Annotated in this window: 13 protein-coding genes; 5 read left to right on the top strand and 8 right to left on the bottom strand. The window is 71.9% G+C overall.

The genetic code is table 11. The features are described from left to right. Window positions 1-97 precede the first annotated feature (97 nt). A complete protein-coding gene (locus tag DDW44_RS12250) occupies window positions 98-8,074 on the bottom strand; it encodes an RHS repeat-associated core domain-containing protein (RefSeq protein WP_146207005.1) in 7,977 nt (2,658 codons plus the stop codon). 505 nt (window positions 8,075-8,579) lie between these two features. On the opposite strand from DDW44_RS12250, the gene DDW44_RS12255 reads away from it, so the two are divergent. Beyond that, on the top strand, window positions 8,580-11,954 hold the full coding sequence (locus DDW44_RS12255) for an FG-GAP-like repeat-containing protein (protein WP_244224008.1): 3,375 nt from the start codon (window positions 8,580-8,582) through the stop codon (window positions 11,952-11,954). A 45-nt stretch (window positions 11,955-11,999) separates the two neighbouring features. Then, window positions 12,000-12,338: a hypothetical protein gene (locus tag DDW44_RS12260; protein ID WP_108906435.1), complete on the top strand. Its 339-nt coding sequence runs from the start codon at window positions 12,000-12,002 to the stop codon at window positions 12,336-12,338. Window positions 12,339-12,430: 92 nt separating this feature from the next. Here the strand turns inward: DDW44_RS12260 and DDW44_RS12265 are convergent, their stop codons facing one another. Further along, window positions 12,431-13,102, bottom strand: a complete 672-nt coding sequence (locus DDW44_RS12265) for a histone deacetylase (protein WP_108906436.1) — start codon at window positions 13,100-13,102, stop codon at window positions 12,431-12,433. Between the two features lie 262 nt (window positions 13,103-13,364). Here DDW44_RS12265 and DDW44_RS12270 point away from each other — a divergent pair, with 262 nt between their 5' ends. Both DDW44_RS12270 and DDW44_RS12275 read left to right on the top strand, forming a co-directional pair. Continuing rightward, complete coding sequence (locus DDW44_RS12270; RefSeq protein ID WP_108906437.1) at window positions 13,365-14,993, top strand: penicillin-binding transpeptidase domain-containing protein; 1,629 nt, start codon at window positions 13,365-13,367, stop codon at window positions 14,991-14,993. Between the two features lie 293 nt (window positions 14,994-15,286). After that, a complete protein-coding gene (locus DDW44_RS12275; RefSeq protein WP_108906438.1) occupies window positions 15,287-15,805 on the top strand; it encodes a YbaK/EbsC family protein in 519 nt (172 codons plus the stop codon). Window positions 15,806-15,943: 138 nt separating this feature from the next. Here DDW44_RS12275 and DDW44_RS12280 read toward each other — a convergent pair whose 3' ends face one another. From DDW44_RS12280 to DDW44_RS12295, 4 genes are all read right to left on the bottom strand, one after another. Further along, complete coding sequence (locus tag DDW44_RS12280; protein WP_167455575.1) at window positions 15,944-17,104, bottom strand: serine hydrolase domain-containing protein; 1,161 nt, start codon at window positions 17,102-17,104, stop codon at window positions 15,944-15,946. 120 nt (window positions 17,105-17,224) lie between these two features. Next, window positions 17,225-18,001, bottom strand: coding sequence for an energy-coupling factor ABC transporter ATP-binding protein (locus DDW44_RS12285; RefSeq protein WP_017945726.1), 777 nt, complete (start codon window positions 17,999-18,001; stop codon window positions 17,225-17,227). Further along, window positions 17,998-18,759 carry a cobalt ECF transporter T component CbiQ gene (gene cbiQ, locus DDW44_RS12290; protein WP_017945725.1) on the bottom strand — a complete coding sequence of 254 codons (762 nt, stop codon included), beginning with the start codon at window positions 18,757-18,759 and terminating at the stop codon, window positions 17,998-18,000. The genes DDW44_RS12285 and cbiQ overlap by 4 nt, the downstream gene beginning before the upstream one ends. 14 nt (window positions 18,760-18,773) lie before the next feature. Beyond that, a complete protein-coding gene (locus tag DDW44_RS12295) occupies window positions 18,774-19,850 on the bottom strand; it encodes an energy-coupling factor ABC transporter permease (RefSeq protein ID WP_108906440.1) in 1,077 nt (358 codons plus the stop codon). A 184-nt stretch (window positions 19,851-20,034) separates the two neighbouring features. Here DDW44_RS12295 and DDW44_RS12300 point away from each other — a divergent pair, with 184 nt between their 5' ends. Further along, complete coding sequence (locus DDW44_RS12300) at window positions 20,035-20,400, top strand: SsgA family sporulation/cell division regulator (protein ID WP_017945723.1); 366 nt, start codon at window positions 20,035-20,037, stop codon at window positions 20,398-20,400. A gap of 307 nt (window positions 20,401-20,707) precedes the next feature. Here the strand turns inward: DDW44_RS12300 and DDW44_RS12305 are convergent, their stop codons facing one another. After that, window positions 20,708-22,873, bottom strand: a complete 2,166-nt coding sequence (locus DDW44_RS12305) for an MMPL family transporter (RefSeq protein WP_108906441.1) — start codon at window positions 22,871-22,873, stop codon at window positions 20,708-20,710. A gap of 229 nt (window positions 22,874-23,102) precedes the next feature. Next, window positions 23,103-23,690: a TetR/AcrR family transcriptional regulator gene (locus tag DDW44_RS12310; RefSeq protein WP_017945721.1), complete on the bottom strand. Its 588-nt coding sequence runs from the start codon at window positions 23,688-23,690 to the stop codon at window positions 23,103-23,105. Between the last annotated feature and the right edge of the window lie 82 nt (window positions 23,691-23,772).

The raw sequence follows: 23,772 nt of genomic DNA on the forward strand, positions 1-23,772 counted from the left end.
AAGCTTAAGCTACGCCAAAAACATGCGGGCAGAGCTTCGATACAAGCTCTGCCCGCACGTCGTTTATTGGTTCAACATCGCAGCCGATCAGTTGCCGCTATTGCATGAACGTCCTGCCCATGAACCATCCGGCATCATCGAACGCTTCAATTGACACGGCGAATGGAATGTTGCTGCCTGGACGATAGTGTGGCGTCGCCGAGTACATGATGGTATTACCCCTCGAAACGTAATCGGCAATTTCCTGCTCAAACTCGTTCATGGGGCCGTTATCGATGGCAGCTGTCGTCCTGACGAAGTTTTCTGGCGTGTTTCCTGACCCGCCAAGAGCCTTCGGAAGGAGATGCCCACGCGCGTCCCCATTGGCCCCGCTTACGAACCCTGGTGGCCGCATCCTGGTCGACGCCTTACCTCCAGTTCCAACCATTTGCGGGGTAACTTCTGCGACTATTCCGGAACGTCGCCCATCAGCGCCGATACTTCCGTAGTCGATTTCGCCGCCGCAGTTGTGCACCAGGACCGGCGCAGCCCCCGCCAGCACATAGTACGTGTGCTGGTTGCCGACCGTGAGGTTGTGGACGGTGGCGTTCTGGGCGGTCCAGCGCCGGATCGCGGTGATCTGGACGTAGGTGCCGGCCGAGGTCTGGAGCCAGGCGCCCGCCGTCAGGTCGGTGGCGTCGATCCATTCGCCGAGTTCGGGGACCCAGAAGGGGTGGCCGTCGGTGGCGGTGACGGTCGCCGTCCGGGTGCCGCTGTCGCCGTCGGTGTCGATGGTGACCTTGACGAGGTGCTTCTCGCCGGTGCCGGTGATCTCGGCGGTGACCTCCTGGGCGGAGGTCTCCCCGGTCTCGGGGTCGGTGGCCAGGACGGTGTCGCCGCCCTCGAGTTCCTCGATCGGCTTGGTGGTGCCGTCGGCCATCAACACCCGGGTGCCGGTGGTGAAGCTGTTCGTCTCGCAGGATCCGCCGGCCTTGCTGTCGTTGCCGCCGCCGCTGGTGCCGCCGTTGGAGCGGGAGGAAGCTCCGCTGGAGCCGCCACCGCGCGAGCCGCCGCCCTTGCCTGACTTGTCGCCGCCGGCGCCGGAGGAGCGGGCCGCGGAGACCTTCGGGGCCGCGTTCGCCTGGGCCGTCTTCTGTTTGCCGTTGCCCGTGTTGCGGGCGGCCTGGGATGCCCGGTTGCTGGTGGTCTGGCGTTGTTCGGCGGCCTTCTTCTTCCGTGCCTGGGCGGCCTTCTTCTGTTGCTCGATGCGCTTCTTCTTGGCGGCCTTGGCTCTGTCGATGGCCGCCCGCGCCGTCGACAGCACCCTCTTCGCCGCGGCCTTGGCCTTGCGCCAGGCACTGACCGCGCCCATGACCTTCTTCACCGCGGAGAGGACCTTGCCGACCATCTTCAGGGCCTTGGTCCAGGGCATGGCGTCCAGGACGACGCTGGCGCAGGACCAGGCCGAGCCGCCGATACAGGCCATGATGTCGTCGATGCCGAGGAAGTCCCGCAGGATCGAGCCGGCCGCGGAGGCGATCACCGAGGCCATGGACCGGTTGGCGTCCCGCTTGGCCTGGGCGACCTCGGCCGCCGACAGTCCGGCGCCCGCGAGCGCCAGCGACATCTCCTTGGCGGACAGGGACACCGACAGGCCGGTGGGGTCGCTGTAGGTGACGGGGTTGTTGTGCGCGTAGGCGTAGCCCCCGCGCTGCATCGGGTCAGCCAGGTCGAGGACCGGGTCGGCGGACAGGAAGCGTCCGGTGGCCGGCTCGTACAGGCGCGCGCCCAGCATGGTGAAGCCGGAGGAGTCGTCCCGCGAGGCGCCCAGGAAGCCCTGGTTGGTCTGCAACCGCTGCGCGGTGTCGCCGCCCGTGCGCGGGGCGCCGAACGGGTCGGTCTTGCGGATACGGGTCTCCATCCCCGCTTCCAGCGCCACCTCCGCGTACACCGAGCCCTGGTGGTCGTAGGTGAGGGCGGCGAGTTTCGAGGTGCCGGGCGTGAACGAGCCGTAGGCGTAGCGCATCACGCTGCCGCCGGGAGCGGCGTAGGTGCGCTGCACCTGCACCATCGATCCGCCGGCGTTGTTCGTCACCTCGGCCTCGCCCAGGTGCAGCGTCGCCTCGTTGCCCCGCAGGGTCAGCAGTCGCGCCCCGCCCGGCGCGTACACATAGCGCGCCTCGTCCTGGGCGTGGAACCGCTGGGTGGTGGCGGACGCACTGCACGCGGCCAGCACCAGGTCGGTGCCCGCGCCCGCCGAACCGCTCGGCACCGCCACGCACAGCCCGGACGCCGCATGCTTCAGCGCCCCGGTCTCGTCCCGGGTCAGCTTCTGCGCGGTCGTGCCCGCGCACGGGCGGATCCTCACGGCCGAACCCGCCGTGGAGCCCGCGGCGTTCGCACACCAGTCGCCGAACACGCGCAGGCTGCCGGTGTTCGCGTCGGTGTCCGGCGCGTCGGGGACGAAGGCGAACTTCTGCGCCTGGCTCTGGTTGCAGGAGTAGATCTGGAGCGGCTGGTCGGCGACGGCCAGGCCGGACTGGACGTCCAGGCACATCCCGCCGTCCGTCCGGTACGCCGTGCGGCCGTTGGCGCCCTGGCCCGAGACCGTCTCCGGCAGCCCGTCGTACGTCCAGGTCAGCGTCTGCGCGTCGCCGCTGCCGCTGGTGACCGACGTGGTGTTGCCCGCCGTGTCGTGGACGCGGGACAGGGTCTGCTTCACCTTGGCCCCGGCCTCGGTGGTGTACTCGCGCACCAGCGACGTCAGGGCGTGCGGACCGGCCTCGCCGGCTCCGTAGCCGTAGGTGGTCCTGGTGTCCTTCGCGGTGTCGCCGGTGAGGTCGTGCTCGACCATCGTGGTGCGCTCGGCGGACAGGCCGGCGTAGGCGTAGTCCGTCCAGTAGCCGGAGTCGTCCTCGCCCTTCGACACGTCCGCCGCCGAGCCGGCACCGCCGGCGGTACAGGCGTCCTGGTTGGAGGACGTCCACGCCTCGCTCAGCCGCCCAACCAGGTCGTAGCGGAAGCACTGGCGCTCGCGGATCCCCGCCGCGCCCTGCCGGACGGAGGTGATGTTGCCCGCGCCGTCGTAGGTGTAGGAGGTGGCGGACACCTTGTTGCCGGTGACCACGCCGGTCTCCCCGGCCTGCTGGCGCCAGGTCTCCAGCCCGGTCAGCTCGCCGGAGGCCTCGTCGTAGGAGGCGGTGGACCACACCCGGTAGGGGTTGGAGCCGAGGGTGGAGCGCAGGACCTGCCCGTACGGGGAGTAGACGGTCTGGCTTCCGTACCAGTCGTGGCCGGAGACGGAGTCGGCCAGGCCTTCCTCGTCGTACCGGTTGATGACCTCCTCGGCCGGCAGGGTGCCGACGGCGGGCAGCCGCGTGGAGTGCAGCAGTCCGGTGTCGGTGTAGGTCTGGGTGTAGGTGTAGCGGTCCTCCAGGCCGTACTGGTCGGCCAGGTCCTCGGGCAGCGCGGTCGAGGCGACGGTCGGCTGGTAGTCGCTGGTGTAGCCGCTGACCAGGGTCTGGGCGGCGTTGCCGGTGTCGGTGTAGCGCAGCGCCGAGTACGGCATGCCGACGCCGCCGCCGGCCTGGTCGTAGGAGTAGGCGCCGAGCAGCTTCCCGCCCGAGCCGTTCTCACGGGTGAGGATGGGGCGGGAGAGGATGTCATAGCCCGTCCACACCGTCTTGCCGCGTGAATCGGTGCTGGTGACGGGGCGGTTGAGGTCGTCGTAGGTGGTCTTGGCGGTGCCGGTGTCGGGGTCGGTGGACTCGACGGCACGGCCGATGGCGTCGTACTTCCAGCTCCACGCGGTGCCGTCGTCCTGCCTGGCCTGGGACAGCCGGCCGCGCTGGTCGTAGCTGAAGCGGATCGACTCGAACGCGGTGCGCTCGGGGTTGGAGAAGGTGTCGACGCGGGAGGTGCGGCCCAGACCGTCGGTCCATGTCCGGTACGAGGCCGTGCCGGGCGGGTTGATCACCGTGGAGTGGTCCAGGCCGTAGGCGTAGGCGGTGCTCCGGTCGGGGGCGTCGGTGCCGTTGAGGACCGGGACCTCGGTGAGGACGCGGCCCATGGCGTCGTAGGTGTAGCGGGTGGCGTTGGGGACCTCGCCCGAGGTCTGGGGGAAGAACAGAGTGGTGTTCGGTTCGCCCGTGGTGAAGTAGGCGTTGTTGGTCTTCCACACCTCGCCGGAGGCGTTGTAGAGGGTGTCGGTGATCAGCCTGCCGCCGCCGGTGGCGGGCTCCTGCGTCTGGCGGACGCGGCCGAGGCCGTCGTACAGCGTCACCGAGGTCTCCACGCGGTCCTCGTGACCGCGGGTGCGGGCGATCACCGCGGCGGGTTCGCCGGCCGCGAGTTCGTAGCCGACCTGAAGGTCCGGCACCTGGTGGGTGGTCGGGTCGCGTCCCGCGCCCCAGGCCTCCACGAGTCTGCCGAGGGCGTCGTAGACGGCCTTGCTGGTGTGCCCGTTGGGGTCGGTGGTGGTCAGCGTGGTGCCGCGGCCCGGCTCGACGGTCTCGACGTTGGTGTGGCCGAGCTCGTTGGTCTCGGTCACCCGGTGCGGCAGGCCGACGGACGGCTGGTAGGTGATGGTGGCGGAGGCGGTCTGCCCCGGCTGGGTGGCCTTGACGGTGCGGCCGAGCGCGTCGTAGCCGGTGGTGCCGTTGGAGGTGAAGCCGGAGGCGTCGCCCTTGAGCGTCCAGGTCTCGGTGGCCAGCCCGCGGGTGGGTGCGGTGCCGTAGGAGGCGCCGTCGTAGGCGACCCGGGAGGCCTCGGTCAGCGTCGCCAGATTGTCGAAGGCGGCGGCGGCACAGGTCGTCGGCGAGGTACGGATCTGCTTGGTGAGGCCGATGAGGTGCTTGGTGGTGTCGGAGACGTACTCCGTCATCGTGCAGGACTCGTCGCCGGTCACGCCGGTGTCGCCGAGCATCTCGATGCGCGTGGGCAGACCGTCGCCGTCGTACTGGGTGGAGGAACTGATCTTGCGCAGGGTGCGGGTGTCGTCCCCGGCTCCGGAGGACTTCGTCCAGGAGTGCTCACCGGTCTCGGTGACGCGCCATGCGACCAGGTCGTCCAGGTCGTCGCCGAGGACCCGGCGGGCGAGTTCGGTGGCGGCCAGTTCGGTGGTGGAGCGGCTGGTCCAGCCGGTCGCCGCGTCGGCGGTCGCCGAGGGGTAGTCGACCTCTTCGGCGATACGGCCGGCGAACGCCCTGTGGTCCTTTCCGATCTCGGCGCCGGTGACGTCCTTGACGGATACGTCGGTGCCCAGGCCCCGGTAGAAGCGGGTCATGCCCTTGGAGCGCTTGGCCGAGGTGTCCTTGTCGTCGCTGCCGGTGATCGTGGTGACGGTGTCGAAGCCGGCGAACCTCGCCCAGGTGCGCCGGGTCTTCTTGGAGAACTCCGACTCGGCGAGCTGCCAGGCCGGGGTGCCGTACTCGTAGGACGTCGAGGTGGACTGCGCGCCGGAGATGGCCGGCAGTTCCTCGACCTGGGTGACGACGTACTTGTGGAACCAGTCGATCTCGTTGTCGACGGACGGGTCCGGATGCCAGGCGACCGGGTAGCAGAGCTGGGAGTTCTGCTTCTGGTCCGGGAAGCCGTCACCGGTCGCGCAGGCCCCGGACGGAGTGGAGTACGTGACGACGGTCTCGCCGCCGTACTCGTTGACGACGCGGCCGATGCGCTGGCGGGCGAACCCGGGTACCGGGTCCTGAGCGCCGCGCAGCACCCGGTTCGGCATGTACTCGCTGGACGCCTGGAACGCCACCGGGTTCAGGGTCTTGGACACGCCGGCGGATGCGCCGCCGGGCCCGTAGCCGGTGCGGGTGATCGACTCCAGCCACAGGGCGGTGTTGGCGCCCGTGGTCATCGTCGGGAAGGACTGCTTGAGCTGGTAGACGTCGACGGTGTAGCGGGTGTCGGAGCCTTCCTTGCGCTGGGCGCTGGTGGAGACCTTGTCCAGACGCTTGCGGGTGAAGAACGACGGCGCCGCGTTCCAGCAGTCACCGGTCGCCTTGCACTGCAGCGAGACCGGGGTGTCGTACCAGATCCGGTACTTGCCCGGGTCCTTGGCGGTGAAGTTGGCCTCGGTGCAGGCCAGCGAGCCCTCGGCGAAACAGCGCTCCTCCATGGTGAACCACACGCGGGCCGGAGCCTCGGTGGTGTAGAGGGAGTCGGCGCGCAGACCGTAGTCGATACGGCGCAGCCAGCCGCCGCGCTCGTAGCTGACCGGCTTCTTGAACTGCCAGTTCTTGGCGTAGCGGTTGGTCTCGGCCGTCCACCACAGGCTCATGGCGTTCCCGGAGGGGTCCACCACGTAGTCGAGATTCCACTGCCATGCCTGGTCGCAGAAGGAGCCGGCGAAGTCGCCCGCCTTGTAGCAGGGTTCACCGTCGTGGTTGCCGGCCACCGGCACGGTGAACACCGAGCCGGTCTCCTCCTCGCCGTCCTTCCAGCCCTGCAGCCGGTTCCGTCCGAAGTGGTACTGGACCCCGTCGCGCGTGGTGACGCGCCAGTACTCGCCGTCGCCGTCGCCGTTGTTCAGCCCGGTGTCCTTGAGCAGCTCGACCTTGGAGCCGTCGCCGGAGGACGTCGTCCAGCCCTTGCCGGACTGCCACACCAGGCTGACGGTCTGCCCGCCCAGCGTCATCGTCGCGTTGTTCGAGCCGTAGCACAGGTCGTGGGTGGGGTGCTGGGCGTTGTTGCCGCCCGGTCGGGCCTTGGCGTCCTGCTTGCAGTCGACGTACTGGCGGGTGATCGAGCCGGGATGGTAGTCCCAGCCGTCACCGATCCACGACGCCTGGTTGTTGGTGGCGCTGGTGCGGCCGTCGACGGTCTGGGAGGAGTAGGTGAAGGCGACGTCGGGGGTCAGGCCGCCGGGCACCTCGGGCACCTGGACGCCGTAGGAGTAGGTGAAGGCGCCGGAGGACGAACCCGCCGCCCAGTCGCCCGAGGAGGACAGCGGGGTGGCGGTGAAGTCTCCGGAAGCGGAGGCGCCCAGGTCCATGGCGCCCATCACGGTGGGCGTGGTCCCCTGGCCGGCGGCCGCGAACGCGGCGTGCCGTGCGTTCGCCCCACCGGAGGAGGACCGGGAGACCGAAGACGGAGAGGCCGAAGACGGTGAGGCCGACGACGGGGACGTCGAGGGCCGCAGTTCCTGCGGCTCGGTGTCGCCGGGCCCGGAGGACCCGGGCTCCGGCGCGCCGGCCCCGTCGCCGTCCGGGGTGATCGGCGTGCCCCCGTCCGAGGCGGGGTCCGGGACGGTGAGCAGGGAGACCGGGACGACACCGGTCAACCGCCGCTTCGTCTCCTTCGTCTCCGCACCGGAGCTGGTCACCGCTCGCGTGCGGTCCACCTCGATCTCCGACTCCACCGGCACCAGTTCCGGCCCGGATGCCTCGTCACCGGCGACGGACATGGTGGACACGCCCTCGCCGCCGCAGTCGAGCGTGGCGGTGTCGGGCAGCGAGCAGCCCTCCAGCACGGTGAGCCGGAAGCGGTCGGCGGCCTGGGTGCCGAACAGGTCGGTGAACGTGCTGTGGTCGACCTCGACGGCCACCGAGGCTGCCGGGTCCACCCCGGCGGGCGGGGTCACCGCCATCAGCACACCGGGCACGTTCGCCGCCGTGGAGGCGTCCACGGACGCGAGGTCCACCTGCCAGGTACCGGCCAGCGCGGCCGGATCCTGCCCGTCGGGCACTCCGAGCTTCACCGGGGTGGTGCCGACCTGGACCGACTCCCCGGCGGCGAGACCCGTCAGGTCCGCGGTCTGGTCGGCCGCGGCGGCCCACGGAGTCACGTGCGCGGGCACGTACTCGTCGACCGGTACGTCCGCCGGCCGGGAGAGATCCGTGGGCTCGTCGGTGTCGCGATCGACGGCCACGGCCTTGTCGAGCTCCGGCAGGTCCACCTTCGCGTTGGACGTGCGGTCCATACCGTCGCCGGGGATCGCGAAGGCCGTCCCCGTCATCGGAGAGACCGTCAGCACCGTGCACAGCAGCACCACCAGCCCGGCATACCGCAGCCTGCGCCGGGCACGCACCGAGGCCGGCACGGCCAACCGTCCCCGCCCCGACCAGGACATCCCGACCCGACGACGCATCACGTAACTCCCCCACCCCACACCCCGTCAGAGGCGTGCCGGCGACAAACGAACCCAGCCCATTGCAGTGAACGTGCGCACGAGTCACGGACACCGTGACGCACTGAGCAGGGGAGCCTTCACGATTCCCGCCACATCCGTACAGGTCACCTACAGTGATCGATCACAAGTCGGCCACGGATTGCGCGACTGATCGGCCGTCAGCAACGCCACACAGCGGGGGAAGATCCACTTACGTGATCACTCCGCTCGCAGTAGGGCATTCACGGCACGCAGGGCACACGCCACGACGCCCCCGGGGGCCAGATGCGACTTTCCGGGCATCACACCGCGTGATCGACAACGGATCGATCACGTTCCGGTCTCCCGGCGGGACTCGACAGCGGCTTCGCCCCTGCGGCAGCTTGTGCGGGCCCGTGCCCAAAGACGCCCAGGTCAGTACCGCGACCGCCGGGGTCGGGGGTTCGGGCGCCGTGCCCGTCGTGTTCCCGGGGAGCCTGCCGTCGTGTCCGACCGATCACCCAGCCGTCCGCTCGTCCCGGTCGGCCCGCGATCCCGTATCGCCGTAATGGCCGCGCTGCTCAGCGCCGCACTGGTGGCCGGGCTGCTCGCCTGGGCTCCTTGGAACTCCGGCACTCCCCGGGCCGCCAAGCCGGCTCCGGAGGGGGAGGCCGGCCCCGTCACCGCCGCCCAGGCGGCACGCGAGGCACGGGCCACCGAACGGGACGTGCTGGTGGAGACGGAGACCACCGAGTCCTCCCGCACCTTCGCGCTGCCGGACGGTACCTGGCGTACCGAGACCCACGCCGTCCCGGTGCGCGCCCAGCGCCCCGACGGCACCTGGGCGCCCATCGACGCCCGGCTGCGGCCCACCGGGGACGGCACCCGGCTGCGCCCGGTCAACGTGCCGGGCGCGGTGGAGTTCGCGGCGGGAGCCTCGCGCACGGCGGGCGGCGGCAAGGCGAGCCGGTCGGCGTCCAACGCCGTCGATCGCGCCGGGACCGCCGCCACCGCCGTGTGGCGTCCCACCGGCGGGCGGTCCCAGGTTCAGCCGGCCGCCCGCCCCGGGAGCCAGCCGGCCGCCGACCCCGCGGTTCCCGAGACGTTCCTCGCCTCCACCAGCTACGAAGGGCACACCGTCACCTACACCTGGCCGGGCGAACTGCCCGAGCCCGCCGTCGACGGCAACCGCGCGCTCTACCGCGAGGTGCTGCCCGGCGTGGACCTCCTGCTGGTGGCACGGGAGGTCGGTGGCTTCGGCCAGCTGCTGATCGTCAAGGACGAGGAAGCGGCCCGGCAGAAGGCCCTCCGCACGGTCTCCTACGGACTGCGCTCGGACACCGCCGCGTTCTCGCTCGACGCCGAAACCGGCGGCGTGGCCATCACCGACAAGGACAGCGACGAGGTCGTGGGCGCGATTCCCACCCCGTTCGCCTGGGACTCGGCCGGCCTCGAGAGCCCCGAGGACCCGGCGGCGAAGCCGTACACCGACACCACCACCGCCAGGAACACCTTCGCGCTGACCGGTCTCACCGGCCCCGAGCCCGGCTCGGCCACCGCGATCCTGCCCGCCACGCTCGACGGCGGCGGCACCGGGTCGGCCACCCTCACCCTGGACGCCGCGGCGACCGGTCTGCTGACAGGTGACCTCGTCGACCGGGGCGAGGTCCGCTTCCCGGTCTTCCTCGACCCCACGGTCGAGCGAACCGAGAAGGGGTGGACGATGGCCTACAAGCCGTACCCCAACAGCAACTTCTACAACGGCACCAACTTCAGCGGCGGAACCGACGAGGCCCGCGTCGGCTACGAGTCCAACACCGGCGGGCTCTCCCGCTCGTACTGGAAGATGAACTTCGGCGGCGGCATCGCCGGTTCGACCGTCATCTCCGCCACCTGGAAGATCAAGAACGTCCACTCCTGGTCCTGCGAGGCCCGGCAGATCGAGCTCTGGCTCACCGGCTCCATCTCCACGTCGACCACCTGGAACAACCAGCCCGGCAAGAAGCGGCAACTCGGCGCCAAGTCCTTCGCCCACGGCTACAACAGCTCCTGCCCCGACGCGTACGTCGGATACGACGTCAAGTCCGGCGCCCAGGAAGCGGCGAACGGCAGCTGGGACTACCTGACCCTGGGCCTCGAGGCCAGCACGGAGACCTCCTCGTACTCCTGGCGCAAGTTCGACGCCGGCAGCGCCGTGCTGACCGTCCACTACAACCGGCCCCCGCAGCAGCCCGTGAACGGCGACATCTCCAACGGCTCCTGCAACACCGTCATCGGCGAGGAGGTCATCGGCCTCACGGACGTCGTCATGTCGGCCACCGCCACCGACCTGGACTCCAACCTCAAGGGGCTGCGCTTCCGCCTCTGGGAGAACGGCGCCAGCACCAAGATCCTCGACAAGGTGGTCACCGGGAGCGGTGGGTCCAAGACCCAGACCGCGTCCGTCACCGTGCCCGAGTCCCAGCTCGCCGACGGCAAGACCTACTCCTGGGACATCCGCGCCGAGGACACCGAAGGCGCCGTCTCCACCTACTTCCCCGACGGCTCCGACCCCTGCCGCTTCACCGTCGACGACACCGCTCCCGCCGCCCCCACCCTGACCTCGACCGACTTTCCCGAGGCCAACTCCGAGGGCAGCAACTGGGCGGTCGAGGCCCCGCACGGCACCTCCGGCACCGTCGTCCTCGACTCCAGCGCCTCGGCCACCCGCTACGCCATCGGCTTCAACTCCATCGACTACACCCACATCTACCTCGACGACCCGGCCGGCGGGCAGACCTTCCGCATCGACCGCAGTCCCGTCACCGGGCACCTCATCGAGACGGTGACCCGCGCCGCCAAGGGCGCTCCGGTCACCATCACCCTCAAGGCGCCCACCGCAGGCCCGACCTATATCCACGCCTATGCCTACGACGCCGTCGGCAACCGCTCCGTCCGCAGCCAGATCAGGACGTTCATCCCGTCCGGCCGTACCGACGACGGCCCCGGCGACGTCACCGGGGACACCCAGCCCGACCTCGTCGTCATCCGGGGGGACGGCAGCCTGTACACCTACCCCGGCGAGAAGGGCGGCGAGGTCTACGGCGGTCTCATCGCCTCCTACGACGGCACCGGCCGGCAGACGCCCCCCGGCCACTGGTACGACGCCGGCGCCACCGCCACCACGAAGAAGCACGCCCTGATCTCCAAGTGGGGCGACCTCCACCCCGGCGACGGACTCACCGACATCCTCGCCCGCACCCCGGACGGCAAGCTGTGGATCTACCCGGGGGACGGCTACGGCAGCACCAACACCGACGAACGCGTGCGCGTACTGCTGCCGGACAACGCTCCGGCCCCCGCCACCTGGGACGAGATGCGCACCACCGGCGACGTCAACGGAGACGGTGAAGCGGACCTGATGGTCATCACCGATGCCGGACAGCTCTGGTTCCTCTCCGGCTACACCGCCGGCGCCTTCGCCGAAGCCGTCAAACTCCTCGCCGACGGCACCTGGGCCGGACGCGACCTGATCAACGTCGCCGACGTCGACCTGGACGGCACCGCCGACATGCTCTGGCGCAATCCCTCCAACGGCAACATGTACATCCGGCACGGAAAGCCCGCGGCCGGCGGGAAGGGCCTCGACCCGGTCTCGCTGTCCACCGCCGCCAAGTCCCGCGAAGGCGTCGACACCCCGTACGGAACCAGCTGGACCGCCACCAACATCGACCAGATCATCGCCATTCCCGACACCAGCGGCGACGGCATCCCCGACCTCTGGGCCCGGGAGGCGTCCACCGGCAACATCCGCGTCTACCACCCGAGCAAGACCAATACCAACCCGCCGGTCAAGACCGTGATGACCGCCGACTGGAGCAGCTACCTCGCCCTGACCTGACTCCCCTCCTCCCACCACACAGGGACACCGCTGGAAGGAACTCCCGTGCCCACCCTTACCGACCTCGCCCGGAACCGCACCGTCCTCGCCGCATCGGCGAGCGCCGCCGTGGCGGCGCTCGCCGTCACCCTGGCAGTGCTCCTCCTCGGTGGTGGCCCGGACCGCCCGGACGCGGTCAAGTGCCGGGACGAGGCCACCGCCGAGATCGAGGCGGCCGTCGCCGACGGCACGGAGATCGCCCCCGGTCTGCCCCCACACTGCCAGGGCCTGCCGCGAAAGGAGCGCGACAAGATCATCACGGACAGTGCCGACGCCGTCATCGGTGACGAGATGGACAGGGCCCGGAAGGAGATGGAACGGGTGGCCGGCACCACCGGGCACTGAGGTCTCCCCGCACCCATCCCGGCCACACCCACCCCGCCACACCCAGCCCTTCCCGCGCTGGGCACCTGGCCGCGGTCAGCCCTTCCCCCTACTCAACGCCCCGCCGTGAGGGCCGCGACGGCGTCCGCGGTCCAGTGCCCCGCCGCGCCGGGACGGGCCGCGAGATAGGCGGCGATCTCGGACGCCGGCCAGGCGCCGGCGTCCAGCAGTCCGGCGACGAGATGGCGGAGATAGGCGGCGGACGGCCGGGTCCACTCCACGTCGTGGAGCGACCAGGGGGCCGTGAAGGTCAGGACGGGCCGTCCGTCCAGGGCTCCGGGGCAGACGAGCGTCTCGTAGCGCCCGCCGCCGAGTTGCGCTCTCCCGCGGGCCAGCGCCTCGGAGAGGTCCAGGTCGGCCCCCGGCGCGCGGTACATCTCCTGGGCCACGATGTCCGAGAACTGCGCGGCGGTCACCAGATGCGCGCGGGCCAGGACCGTGCCGGCCGCGGCGGGGTCGAAGAAGGCCCGGCCGCCGCGCCACACCGGGGAGCGGGTGGCGAAGTACAGCGCGCCCGGCACTTCGACCGGCACGGACGCCGCGGGTGGGCGGGGGTCGCGGCAACCTGGATAGGTGCGGGCCGCGCCGCGCGGGCGGCCGCCGGTGAGGTAGTGCGACAGCCGCTCCAGATGGGTGTTGGAGCCGTAGGCCGTGTACCAGACCATGGCAGGCGAGTGATCGGCGAACGGTGCCGTGGTGGTGTCGATGGTGCGCGCGCGCTTCATGGCCTTTGCCCTACCCGGTTCGGCGAAGGGTCCGGCCGCCCGCCCGGCCGGGCGGCAGGGACAGGCCGCCCGCCCGGCTCGGGAGGTTGGTCGCGGGCGGTGAGTCGCGGGCGGTGGGTCGCGCGCGGTGGGTCTCGGGCCGCGTCCGGCGACGGCACAGTCCGGTAACGCTCGTCAACCGCATCACTACTGTCACGTAGAGTGCCACACATACTTTCGAACGTGTTCAAGGCCATGCGGAGCCCGGGGGAGGGACTGCGGTATGCGCAGTGGAGCCAAGATCGCCGTCGTGGGCGGTGTGTTCGTGCTGTTCGCGGGCGGTGTGGGGTACGGCGCCCACAGCGCCCTCGGGGGTGGTGACGACGGGGGTACGGAGTCGAAGTCCGGCGCCGTCACGAAGAGGTCGGGGCCGCCGAGCGCCGAGGAGATCCGTACGACCGCGAAGGACTTCCTCGCCGCCTGGGCGTCCGGCCAGGCGCCACGGGCCGCGCAGCTCACCAACGACGCCGCCGAGGCGGAGCCTCTGCTCAGCTCCTTCCGCGACGGTGCCCACGTCAGCGGCGTGACGATGAAGCAGGGGAAGCCGGTCGGGCCGAAGGTGCCGTTCACGGTCAGCGCCACGGTCTCGTACGAGGGCGCGAGCAAGCCCTGGACGTACGCTTCCGAGCTCACGGTCGTCCGCGGTCTCACCACCGGCCGTCCGCTCGTCGACTGGGCTCCGTCCGTCGTCCACCCGCAACTCGGCGAGGGGGCGCGGCTGAAGACGGGGCCCACGGCCGCGCCGCCGATCAAGGCCGTCGACCGCAGGGGCAGGGAACTGACGAAGGAGAAGTACCCCTCGCTCGGTCCGGTGCTCGACCAACTGCGGCAGCGCTACGGGGACAAGGCGGGCGGCAAGCCCGGGGTGGAGCTGGTCATCAGCCCGGCTGACGGCGCGGACGGCGCGGACAGCACGGTGCTGACGCTGGCCGAGGGCGAGCCGGGCGAGGTGGTGACCACGCTCGACGCGGATGTCCAGGCCGCGGCGGAGCAGGCCGTGAAGCGGCACAGCGAGGCGTCGGTCGTCGCGATCAGGCCGAGCACGGGAGAGATCCGCGCGGTGGCCAACAACCGCGCGGACGGCTTCAACGCGGCGCTCGGAGGGCAGCAGGCGCCCGGTTCGACGATGAAGATCGTGACCGCGGCGCTGCTGCTGGACAAGGGGCTGGTCGCCGCCGACCGGAAGGTGGAGTGCCCGAAGAACGTGATGTACCAGGGGCAGACCTTCCACAACCTGGACCACTTCGACATCCCCGACGGCACGTTCACCCAGAGCTTCGCCCGCTCCTGCAACACCGCCTTCATCAAGCAGATCCGCAAGGTCGGCGACGACGCGGCGCTGTCGCGGCTGGCGCGGGACACGTTCGGCATCGGTCTCGAATGGAGCACCGGGGTGCCGACCTTCGACGGCTCGGTACCGGAGGGCGCCGGCGGGGAGGCGGCCGCGCAGTACATCGGCCAGGGCACGATCCAGATGAACGCGCTGACCGTCGCCTCCATAGCCGCCACGGCCAAGAACGGCGGCTTCCGGCAGCCCGTCGTGGTGCCGCGCTCGCTGGACGGTCGTGAACTGGCCACCGCGAACCGGCGGTTGTCGGGATCGGTGTGGGGGCAGCTGCGGGACATGATGCGGGCCACCGCCCAGTGGGGCTCGGGCGCGGAGGCGATGGCCGGCGTGCCCGGCGACAAGGGCGCGAAGACGGGGTCCGCGGAGGTGGACGGGCAGGCCACGTCGAACAGCTGGTTCGCCGGGTTCGCCGGGGACCTGGCGGCGGCCGCGGTGGTGCAGGCGGGCGGACATGGCGGCGACGCGGCCGGGCCGCTGGTGGCGTCGGTCCTCAAGTCCGGCTGAGGGCAGGGGCGGAGCCGGAACCGGGGCCGGGGCGGCCCGCGGCGGGACCGGCACGGAGCCTGCCCCGGGGCGGGACCCGCGCCGAACCGGGCCGGCCCGCACAGGCGGCCGAACGCCCCGCGCAGGCGACTCCCCGCACAGGCGACCGGCCGCCTCCCGCCGGCGGCCGGACCCGCCGCCTCCGCGGTACGAGGACCGCGCCCGAGCCCGCACCCGCACCCGCACCCAATCCGCGTACCGCCGACCGAAACGCTGTCGCATGGCCGGTACAGCCACCGCTAGCGTGACCGCCCATGAACACTGCCGGCTCCCCCGCCCACCCCCGTTTCGCCGAGGCCCTGCGCACGCTCGGCCTCGACGTCGAGGTACGCCGCTTCCCGGACGCCACGCGGACGGCCGCCCAGGCCGCGGACGCGATCGGCTGCGATGTGGCCGAGATCGTCAAGTCCCTGGTGTTCGTCGCCCAGGGGGTCCAGGGGGCGGAGGACCCTCAGGAGGGCGAGCCGGTGCTGGTGCTGATGGACGGCTCGTCGCGCGTCGACGTGGAGCTGGTGCGGCGGGAGCTGGGCGCCACCGCGGTCCGGCGGGCCGACGCCGACCTGGTACGGGAGACGACCGGGTACGCGATCGGCGGTGTGCCGCCCTTCGGGCACCGCACGGCGACCCGGGTGCTCGCCGACCGGGGTCTGCTCGACCACGCCGTGATGTGGGCGGCGGCCGGTACCCCGCACACCGTGTTCCCGCTCGACCCCGCGTCCGTGATCGCGCACGCGGGCGCGAAGCTGGTGGACGTGCGCGAGCGCCCGGCGTGACGGTCGCGGTTGCGCCGGCGGTCCTCGCCGCGCTCCGCCCCGAGCCGCCGCGCTCCGTCCTGCGCCGCCCTGCGCCGCACCGCGACGCCCCGCCCGGTGATCGGCCCGCCGTCCCCCTCGGCACGCCGCACGACCCGGTCATATCGCCGAGCGGACCGCCCGGACCAGGGCCTGCGCCCGGGGATCGGCCGTGACGCCCTTGCGCATGCCGTTGGTGACGTAGCCGAAGGCGACGCCGGACTCCGGGTCGGCGAAGGCGAGCGAACCGCCGCGGCCCGGGTGGCCGAACGAGCCGGGGCCCAGCAGGGGGGAGGCCGGGCCGTGGAGCATGTAGCCCAGGCCGAAGCGGGTGCCGACGACGAGGACGCGGTCGGGGCCGGTGGACTCCTCGGTGCGGGCGAGGGTGAGCGTGGCGGGGGCGAAGAGCCGGTGGCCGTCGACCGGGCCGATCGTCGCCGCGTAGAAGCGGGCCAGCGCGCGGGCGGTGGAGACGCCGCCGGAGGCCGGGAGCTCCGCGGAGCGGTAGCCGGGGTCGTTCTCGTCGGGCAACGGGTCGATCGCGCCGAAGGCCCGGCGGGTGAGGGAGTCGGGGTCGCGGTACGCCTCGGCGACGGAACGCTTGGGCCGCAGTTTCAGCCCGCCGCCGGATGCCGTGGGCGGTTCCCCGATCCGGCCGATCCTGCCGATCCGGTGGGCCTCGTCGCCGGGGGCCCCGATCCAGAAGTCCAGGCCGAGCGGGCGGGCCATCTCCTCGGCGGTCCAGCGGCCGATGGTGCGTCCGGTGACCCTGCGGACGAGTTCCGCCAGCAGCCAGCCGTAGGTGTGGGCGTGGTAGCCGTGATCGGTGCCGGGTTCCCAGGCGGGCGCCTGGGCGGCGACGGCGCGTGCCCCGGTCGTGCCGTCGGCGGCCTCCGCCGGGGTGAGCGGCCGGTCGAGCGCGGGCACTCCGGCCCGGTGCGACAGCAGGTGCCGTACCAGGGCCCGTTCCTTGCCCGCGGCCTTGAACTCCGGCCAGTACGTGCCGACGGGCGCGTCCAGGTCGAGCTGCCCGCGCTGGTGCAGCAGCAGCGGTACGGCCGCGGCGACGCCCTTGGTGGCCGAGCGCACGACCTGCGCGGTGTCCACGGCCCACGGTTCGGTGCCGTCCACGTCCCGGGTGCCGCCCCAGAGGTCCACGACCTTCACCCCGTCCCGGTAGACGGCGACGGCGGCGCCGTGCTCCCCACGCGCCTCGAAGTTGCGGGCGAACGCGTCCCGGACGGGCTCGAAGCCTTCCGCGACCGTGCCCCGGACGTCCACGTCCACCCCGACCTCTCCCTGCCGTTCCGCCCTGCCCCTCGCCCCACCATGGTGCAACGTGCCGGGCTGCGAACGGATTCCGGGTCGGTCACCGGCGGAGGGGAGCCCGCACCGGGCCGGTCACGCGCCCGTCGTCACGGCACGCGGATCGAAGCCGAAAGGCAGTTCCAGCCGGTGCGCGCGCATGAGTCCGGGGTCGGCGAGCAGGTCCTGGGTACGCCCGTCGGCGGCGATGACGCCCTCGCTGAGGATCACCGAGCGCGGGCAGAGCTCCAGTGCGTACGGCAGGTCGTGCGTGACCATCAGGACCGTGACGTCCAGGGAGCGCAGGATGTCGGCGAGTTCGCGCCGGGAGGCCGGGTCCAGGTTGGACGAGGGCTCGTCGAGTACGAGGATCTCCGGCTCCATGGCGAGGACGGTGGCGACCGCCACCCGGCGCCGCTGGCCGAAGGACAGGTGGTGCGGCGGCCGGTCCCGGTACTCCGCCATCCCCACCCGGTCGAGCGCCGTGCGGACCCGCCTCTCCAGGTCCTCCCCGCGGAGCCCGGCGGCCGCCGGGCCGAAGGCGACGTCCTCGCGCACGGTCGGCATGAACAACTGGTCGTCGGGGTCCTGGAAGACGATGCCGACCTTGCGCCGGACCTCCGCCATGTGCTGCCTGCCGACCGGCAGCCCGGCGACGGCGACCGAGCCGGCGCCGCCGGTGAGGATGCCGTTGAGGTGGAGGACGAGGGTGGTCTTCCCGGCGCCGTTGGGGCCGAGCAGGGCGACCCGTTCACCGCGGCCGACGGTGAGGTCGACCCCGAAGAGGGCCTGGTGGCCGTCGGGGTACGCGTACGCCAGACCGCGTACGTCGAGCGACGGCGGGACGGCGGCTGCCGGAGGGGGCGAGGTCATAGGGTCCAGCCAAGCAGACAGACGGCGAGTGCCGAGCAGGGGAGTGCGGCCGCGTACGCCCACTGGGCGCGGGACGCGGCGACCTCGTCGATGACGGGCATGGTGCCGGTGTAGCCGCGGCTGAGCATCGCCAGGTGCACCCGTTCGCCGCGCTCGTAGGAGCGGATGAACAGCGCGCCCGCGGACTTCGCGAGCACGCCCCAGTGGCGCACCCCGCGGGCCTCGAAGCCGCGCGAGCGCCGGGCGATGGCCATGCGCCGCATCTCGTCGGCGATGACATCGCCGTAGCGGACCATGAAGGACGCGATCTGCACCATCAGCGGCGGCAGCCGCAGCCGCTGCAGTCCGAGCAGCAGGGAGCGCAGCTCGGTGGTCGAGGCGAGGAGGACGGAGGTGGCGACGCCCAGCGTCCCCTTGGCGAGGATGTTCCAGGCGCCCCACAGGCCCGGCACGGACAGGGAGACGCCGAGCCACTCGGTGCGCTCGCCCGGCACCAGGAAGGGCATCAGCAGCGCGAAGGCAACGAACGGGACCTCGATCACCATGCGGCGCAGCACGAAGCCCGCCGGGACGCGGGCCGCCGCGGCGACGGCGGCCAGCAGCAGCGCGTACAGGCCGAAGGCCCAGACCGCCTCGCGGGGGGTGGAGACCACGACCAGCACGAAGCCGAGGGCCGCGGCGATCTTGCAGTGCGGCGGCAGCCGGTGGACCGGTGAGTGCCCGTGCCGGTAGAGCTTGTGCGCGTGCCCCGTGCTCATTGCGGCTCCGCTTCTCAGGCCCGCACGGTTTCCTTGCCGGCCTCGGTGGTGTCGAGGCGGCGACGGCGGACCACGAGGAAGACGCCGGTGCCCACCGCCAGCGTCGCGCCGACGCCGATCACTCCCGCGAGGCCGCCGGAGACCCGGGCGTCGTCGAATCCGCTGACGCCGTAGTCGGCGAGCGGGGAGCCGGCGGCGCCGTGGTCCTCCACCTTCCGGTCGAAGCCCTTGTCGGCCGCGACCCGCTCCAGACCGTCGGGGTCGGCGGAGGCGTAGAAGGAGACGAATCCGGCCAGGACCAGGGAGATCACCAGTCCGGCGAACAGCACCGGACGCGGGGAGGCGGCGGGTGCGGGCACGGCGGCGGGCGAGGCGTCGACCAGTTCGCCGTCCACACGCAGCTTGAGTGGCGCGGACAGCCCGCGGGCGCCGTGGACGAGGTCGGGCCGCACGGCGAGGACGGTGCCGACGGTCAGCGCCGTGATCACGGCCTCGCCGACGCCGATGAGGAGGTGGACGCCGGTCATCGCGCCGAGGACCGTGCCGACGGGCACGTCGGTGGTGCCGCCGATCGCGTAGAGGAGCGTGAAGGCGATGGCGGACGCCGGCACCGAGACCAGGGCCGCGACGAAGGTGGCGACCGTCACCGACCTGCGCTTCCGGGGCAGTACCCGTACCAGGGCGCGGAACAGGGTGTAGGCGACGACGGCCGTGACCACGCCCATGACCAGGATGTTGACGCCGAGCGCCGTCAGGCCGCCGTCGGCGAAGAGGACGCCCTGGAGCAGCAGGACCACGGATATGCACAGCACCCCGGTGTACGGCCCGACGAGGATCGCCGCGAGTGCCCCGCCGAGCAGATGGCCGCTGGTCCCGGCCGCCACGGGGAAGTTGAGCATCTGGACGGCGAAGATGAACGCGGCGACGAGCCCCGCGAGCGGCGCGGTCCGCTCTCCCCCGTGGCCTCCGGAATGGGCGGTGCCGGAAAGCTCCCGGCGGGCGCCGCGCAGGCTCACGGCGACGGCACCGGCGGCGGCGACCCCCGCCGCGGCGGAGACGGGGAGGTCGATGAATCCGTCGGGGACATGCATGGCGGGCTCCGCTTCCGGGGACAGGCCGCGCGTCGGGCCCGGCTGGTCGACGGTCCGATGATGCGCCCTGTTGCGAATCGATTGCAAGAGCGTAGCAGCGATAGATGCAAGCGACACGCCTGGGTTTTACGGGTGAAAATATGGGACATTAGAGGACAAAGCGAGCGAATGTGGGGAGCGTCCGATGTCTCACACTGTCGAGAGCCCCTCGGTTGTCGAACACGCCAAGGCCCGGATCATCAACGACGCCCCCCACTACCGGTCGGTGCCGGTGGCCCTCCGCTACGAGCCCGGCGGGGATCCCGACGCGGTGCGGTGCGTCTTCCCCAGCGGCACCGAATGGGCGTTCCGCCGCGAGCTCCTGGAGGCGGGGCTGCGCGCACCGGCCCGCGGGGGTCCGGTGGCCGTCTGGCCCTGCGGGCGTGCCCAGGTGGTCGTCGAGTTCCATTCGCCGGACGGGGTGTCGGTGATCCAGTTCGACGCCCACCCCCTCGTGCGCTTCCTGCACCGCACGCACGAGGAAGCGGCCGCGCCGGCAACGAGGGTGTGACGCCGGCACGGCGCGACGGACCGGGCCACCCGGCCGGCCCGCGCCGGCCGTCCGGCCCGCCATCGGGTCTGCGTCCGGCCCGGCCGGCAGACGGGCGCCCACCGGTCGATGCGACCGGTGGGCGCCCTGCGTTCTCCGGGGCCGGAGCGGACGGACGCCGCGCCCCGGCCCGGGCGGGACACCCGCCTGCGGACCGGCCGGACGCCGGCCTGCGGACCGGCCGGACGCCCGACGTGGACCGGCCCCGGCCCCGGCGGGACACCCGCACGCCGGCCGTGAGCCGGGCGCCGCCCGGGCCGGGCCGCGGTCAGGTGCCGACGAGTTCCCGCTCCTTGCCGCCGTCACCGGCCGGGGCGCCCGCGTCGCCCAGCTTCTCGCCCTCGACGTCCACGCTCGGCAGCACACGGTCCAGCCAGCGCGGCAGCCACCAGGCCTTGCCGCCCAGCAGCGCGAGCACCGCCGGCACGATCGCCATCCGGACGACGAAGGCGTCGAAGAAGACCGCGATCGCGAGTCCGAAGCCGATCATCTTCACCATCTGCTCGCCGGAGCCGATGAAGCCCGCGAACACCGCGATCATGATGACCGCGGCGGCGGTGACCACCCGGGCCCCGTGCCGGAAGCCGGTGACGATCGCCTGACCCGGCCGCTCGCCGTGCACGAACGCCTCGCGCATCCGCGTCACCAGGAACACCTCGTAGTCCATGGCGAGTCCGAAGACCACGCCCACCATGAAGATCGGCATCATCGACATGATCGGGCCGGTCTGCTCGACGCCGAAGAGGGAGCCGAGCCAGCCCCACTGGAAGACCGCGACGACCGCGCCGAGCGCGGCGACCACCGACAGCAGGAATCCGAGCGCCGCCTTCAGGGGCACCAGGACGGACCGGAAGACCACCATCAGCAGCAGGAACGCCAGCCCCACCACGAGGGCCAGATAGGGCGCCAGCGCGTCGTTCATCCGCTGCGAGAAGTCGATGTTCATCGCGGTGGCGCCGGTGACGTGCACCTCGTCGCCGGTGGTGTCGCGGATGGTGCGGACGAGGTCCTCGGTCTCCGTGGAACTGGGCCGGTCCTCGGGGATCACCGTGATCATCGCCGTGTCGCCGGCCTTGTTGTACGTGGCCGGTGTGACGGCCGCGACGCCGTCGAGCCCCGCGATGTCCTTCGCCGCGCCGTCCGCGGCCGCCTTGTCACCGTCGACGACGACGAGCAACGGACCGTTGAAGCCGGGGCCGAAGCCCTCGGAGAGCAGGTCGTACGCCTTGCGCTGGGTGGTGCTGGTGGGCTGGGAGCCGTCGTCCGGCAGGCCCATCTCCAGCGACGCGGCCGGCACGGCCACGGCACCGAGGCCCACGACACCGGCGAGCAGCACGGCGACCGGGCGGCGCAGCACGAACCGGGCCCAGCGGGTACCCATGTTGGGCTTGTCGTCCGCGGGCGCGGTCTGCTTCCGGGCCTTGCGGCCCAGCACCCGCTTGCCGGCGAAGCCGAGCAGGGCCGGGATCAGGGTGAGGGCGATGAGGACGGCGATGGCGACCGTGCCGGCGGCCGCGAAGCCCATCTTGCTGAGCATGGGGATGTTGACGACGGCGAGGCCGACGAGCGCGATGACCACGGTCAGTCCGGCGAAGACGACGGCGGAGCCGGCCGTGCCGGTGGCCCGTCCCGCGGCCTCCTCGTGGTCGCGTCCCTCGGCGAGCTCGGCCCGGTAGCGCGAGACGATGAAGAGCGCGTAGTCGATACCGACGGCGAGGCCGATCATCGTGGCGAGGGTGGCCGTGGTGGAGCCGAGGTCGAGGGTGCTGGCGAGCGCCGTGATGGTGGAGACGCCGATGCCGACGCCGATGATGGCGGTGAGCAGCGGGAGCCCGGCCGCGACCAGCGAACCGAAGGTGATGACGAGGACCACCGCGGCGACGCCGACGCCGATGACCTCGGACGCGCCGGTCTCCGGGGCGGCCAGCAGGGCGTCACCGCCGATCTCGACGGTCAGCCCCGCCTCCCTGGCCTGCTCCCCGGCCTCGGTGAGGGCCTCCCGGTCCTTGTCGGTCAGCTCCATGCCGCTGACCTTGTAGGAGACCTGGGTGTAGGCGATGGTGCCGTCCCGGCTGACCGCCTTGGCCTGGTAGGGGTCGACGACCGAGGCGACCTGGTCCGATCCGGACCTGAGCTCGGCGACGGCCTTCCCGACCTCGGCCCGGTGGGCGGGGTCCGTCATCTTCTCGCCGTCGGGCGCCTTGAAGACGACGCGCGCGGTCGCACCGTCGGCACTGGTGCCGGGGAAGCGCTCGTCGAGCAGGTCGAAGGCCTTCTGGGCCTCAGTACCCGGTATGGAGAAGGAACTTGACGCGGCGGTCGGCGCGGACGAGGCGGCGACTCCGGCGAGGGCGAACAGCCCTACCCACAGCAGCGCGACGAGCCGTCGGCGCCGGAAGGCGAACCGCCCGAGTTTGTAGAGGAAGGTGGCCACGAGGAGATCTCCCGGTCAGGTCGTAGGGGTGATGGGCAGGATTGACCAGCCCGACGACGTGAGCGGTTCGCGTCAGGTGGGACGGTGCGGAACTGCGGGGCGGGGAGAGTGTTGCGTGGGTTGCGGGGAGGGGTGTCGCACTCGGTTGCGGGAGGGTTCGCGCGGGGTGGGGAGGTCTCGCGCGACGCGGGGAGAGGACGGGGAGGGGACGGGGAAGGACGGGGGGAGGTCAGTCGCCGCCCGCGGGAACGCCCAGGGCGGGGAGCACGACCGCGTCCAGGTATTCGTGCAGGACGCTCTGCCCCATGGGCTCGTCACTGATCAGCGGATGGGCCACGAACGCGCCCACCAGCATGTGCGACAGGTACTTCAGGGCGGGGTTGTCCGCGGAGATCTCCCCGCGGGCGACCGCCCGCTGCAGCAGTACGTCGAGCCCGGTGATCTCGGGCTCGATGAACAGCTCGCGCAGCGCCTGCAGCAGGTCCTCGTTCTCGTGGACCGCCCGGGCGAGGCCGCACATCAGCGCGTTGTCCCGCTCCATCTGGCCGTCGTCGGCCTGGGACACCATCTCGTGGAAGTCGCCGCGCAGACTGCCGGTGTCGATCCGGGAGATGTCCACCGGTTTGCTGTTCCGCAGCGACATGGCGACCAGCTCGGGCTTGCTCCCCCACTGGCGGTAGAGGGTGGCCTTGCTGGAACGGGTGCGGGCGGCGACGGCGTCCATGGTGAGGGCGTCGTAACCGACCTCGCGCAGCAGGTCGAGCACGGCTTCGTACAGCTCGGCCGCGCGCTCGGGCGTGAGTCTGCTGCGAGCCATGACCAGCCTTCCGAACGAAACGGTTTCGTACACCAAGACCGTACCCCGCCGTCCAGCGAAACGAAACCGTTTCGTACGTGTC

The organism is Streptomyces tirandamycinicus (assembly GCF_003097515.1).
Taxonomy (GTDB): domain Bacteria; phylum Actinomycetota; class Actinomycetes; order Streptomycetales; family Streptomycetaceae; genus Streptomyces; species Streptomyces tirandamycinicus.

Excerpts from the sequence above, each read along its gene's own strand:
- DDW44_RS12250 (WP_146207005.1), bottom strand. The coding sequence starts at position 8,074 with ATGCGTCGTCGGGTCGGGATGTCCTGGTCGGGGCGGGGACGGTTGGCC.
- DDW44_RS12265 (WP_108906436.1), bottom strand. The coding sequence starts at position 13,102 with ATGAAGCGCGCGCGCACCATCGACACCACCACGGCACCGTTCGCCGAT.
- DDW44_RS12270 (WP_108906437.1), top strand. The coding sequence starts at position 13,365 with ATGCGCAGTGGAGCCAAGATCGCCGTCGTGGGCGGTGTGTTCGTGCTG.
- DDW44_RS12275 (WP_108906438.1), top strand. The coding sequence starts at position 15,287 with ATGAACACTGCCGGCTCCCCCGCCCACCCCCGTTTCGCCGAGGCCCTG.
- DDW44_RS12285 (WP_017945726.1), bottom strand. The coding sequence starts at position 18,001 with ATGACCTCGCCCCCTCCGGCAGCCGCCGTCCCGCCGTCGCTCGACGTA.
- cbiQ (WP_017945725.1), bottom strand. The coding sequence starts at position 18,759 with ATGAGCACGGGGCACGCGCACAAGCTCTACCGGCACGGGCACTCACCG.
- DDW44_RS12295 (WP_108906440.1), bottom strand. The coding sequence starts at position 19,850 with ATGCATGTCCCCGACGGATTCATCGACCTCCCCGTCTCCGCCGCGGCG.
- DDW44_RS12300 (WP_017945723.1), top strand. The coding sequence starts at position 20,035 with ATGTCTCACACTGTCGAGAGCCCCTCGGTTGTCGAACACGCCAAGGCC.
- DDW44_RS12310 (WP_017945721.1), bottom strand. The coding sequence starts at position 23,690 with ATGGCTCGCAGCAGACTCACGCCCGAGCGCGCGGCCGAGCTGTACGAA.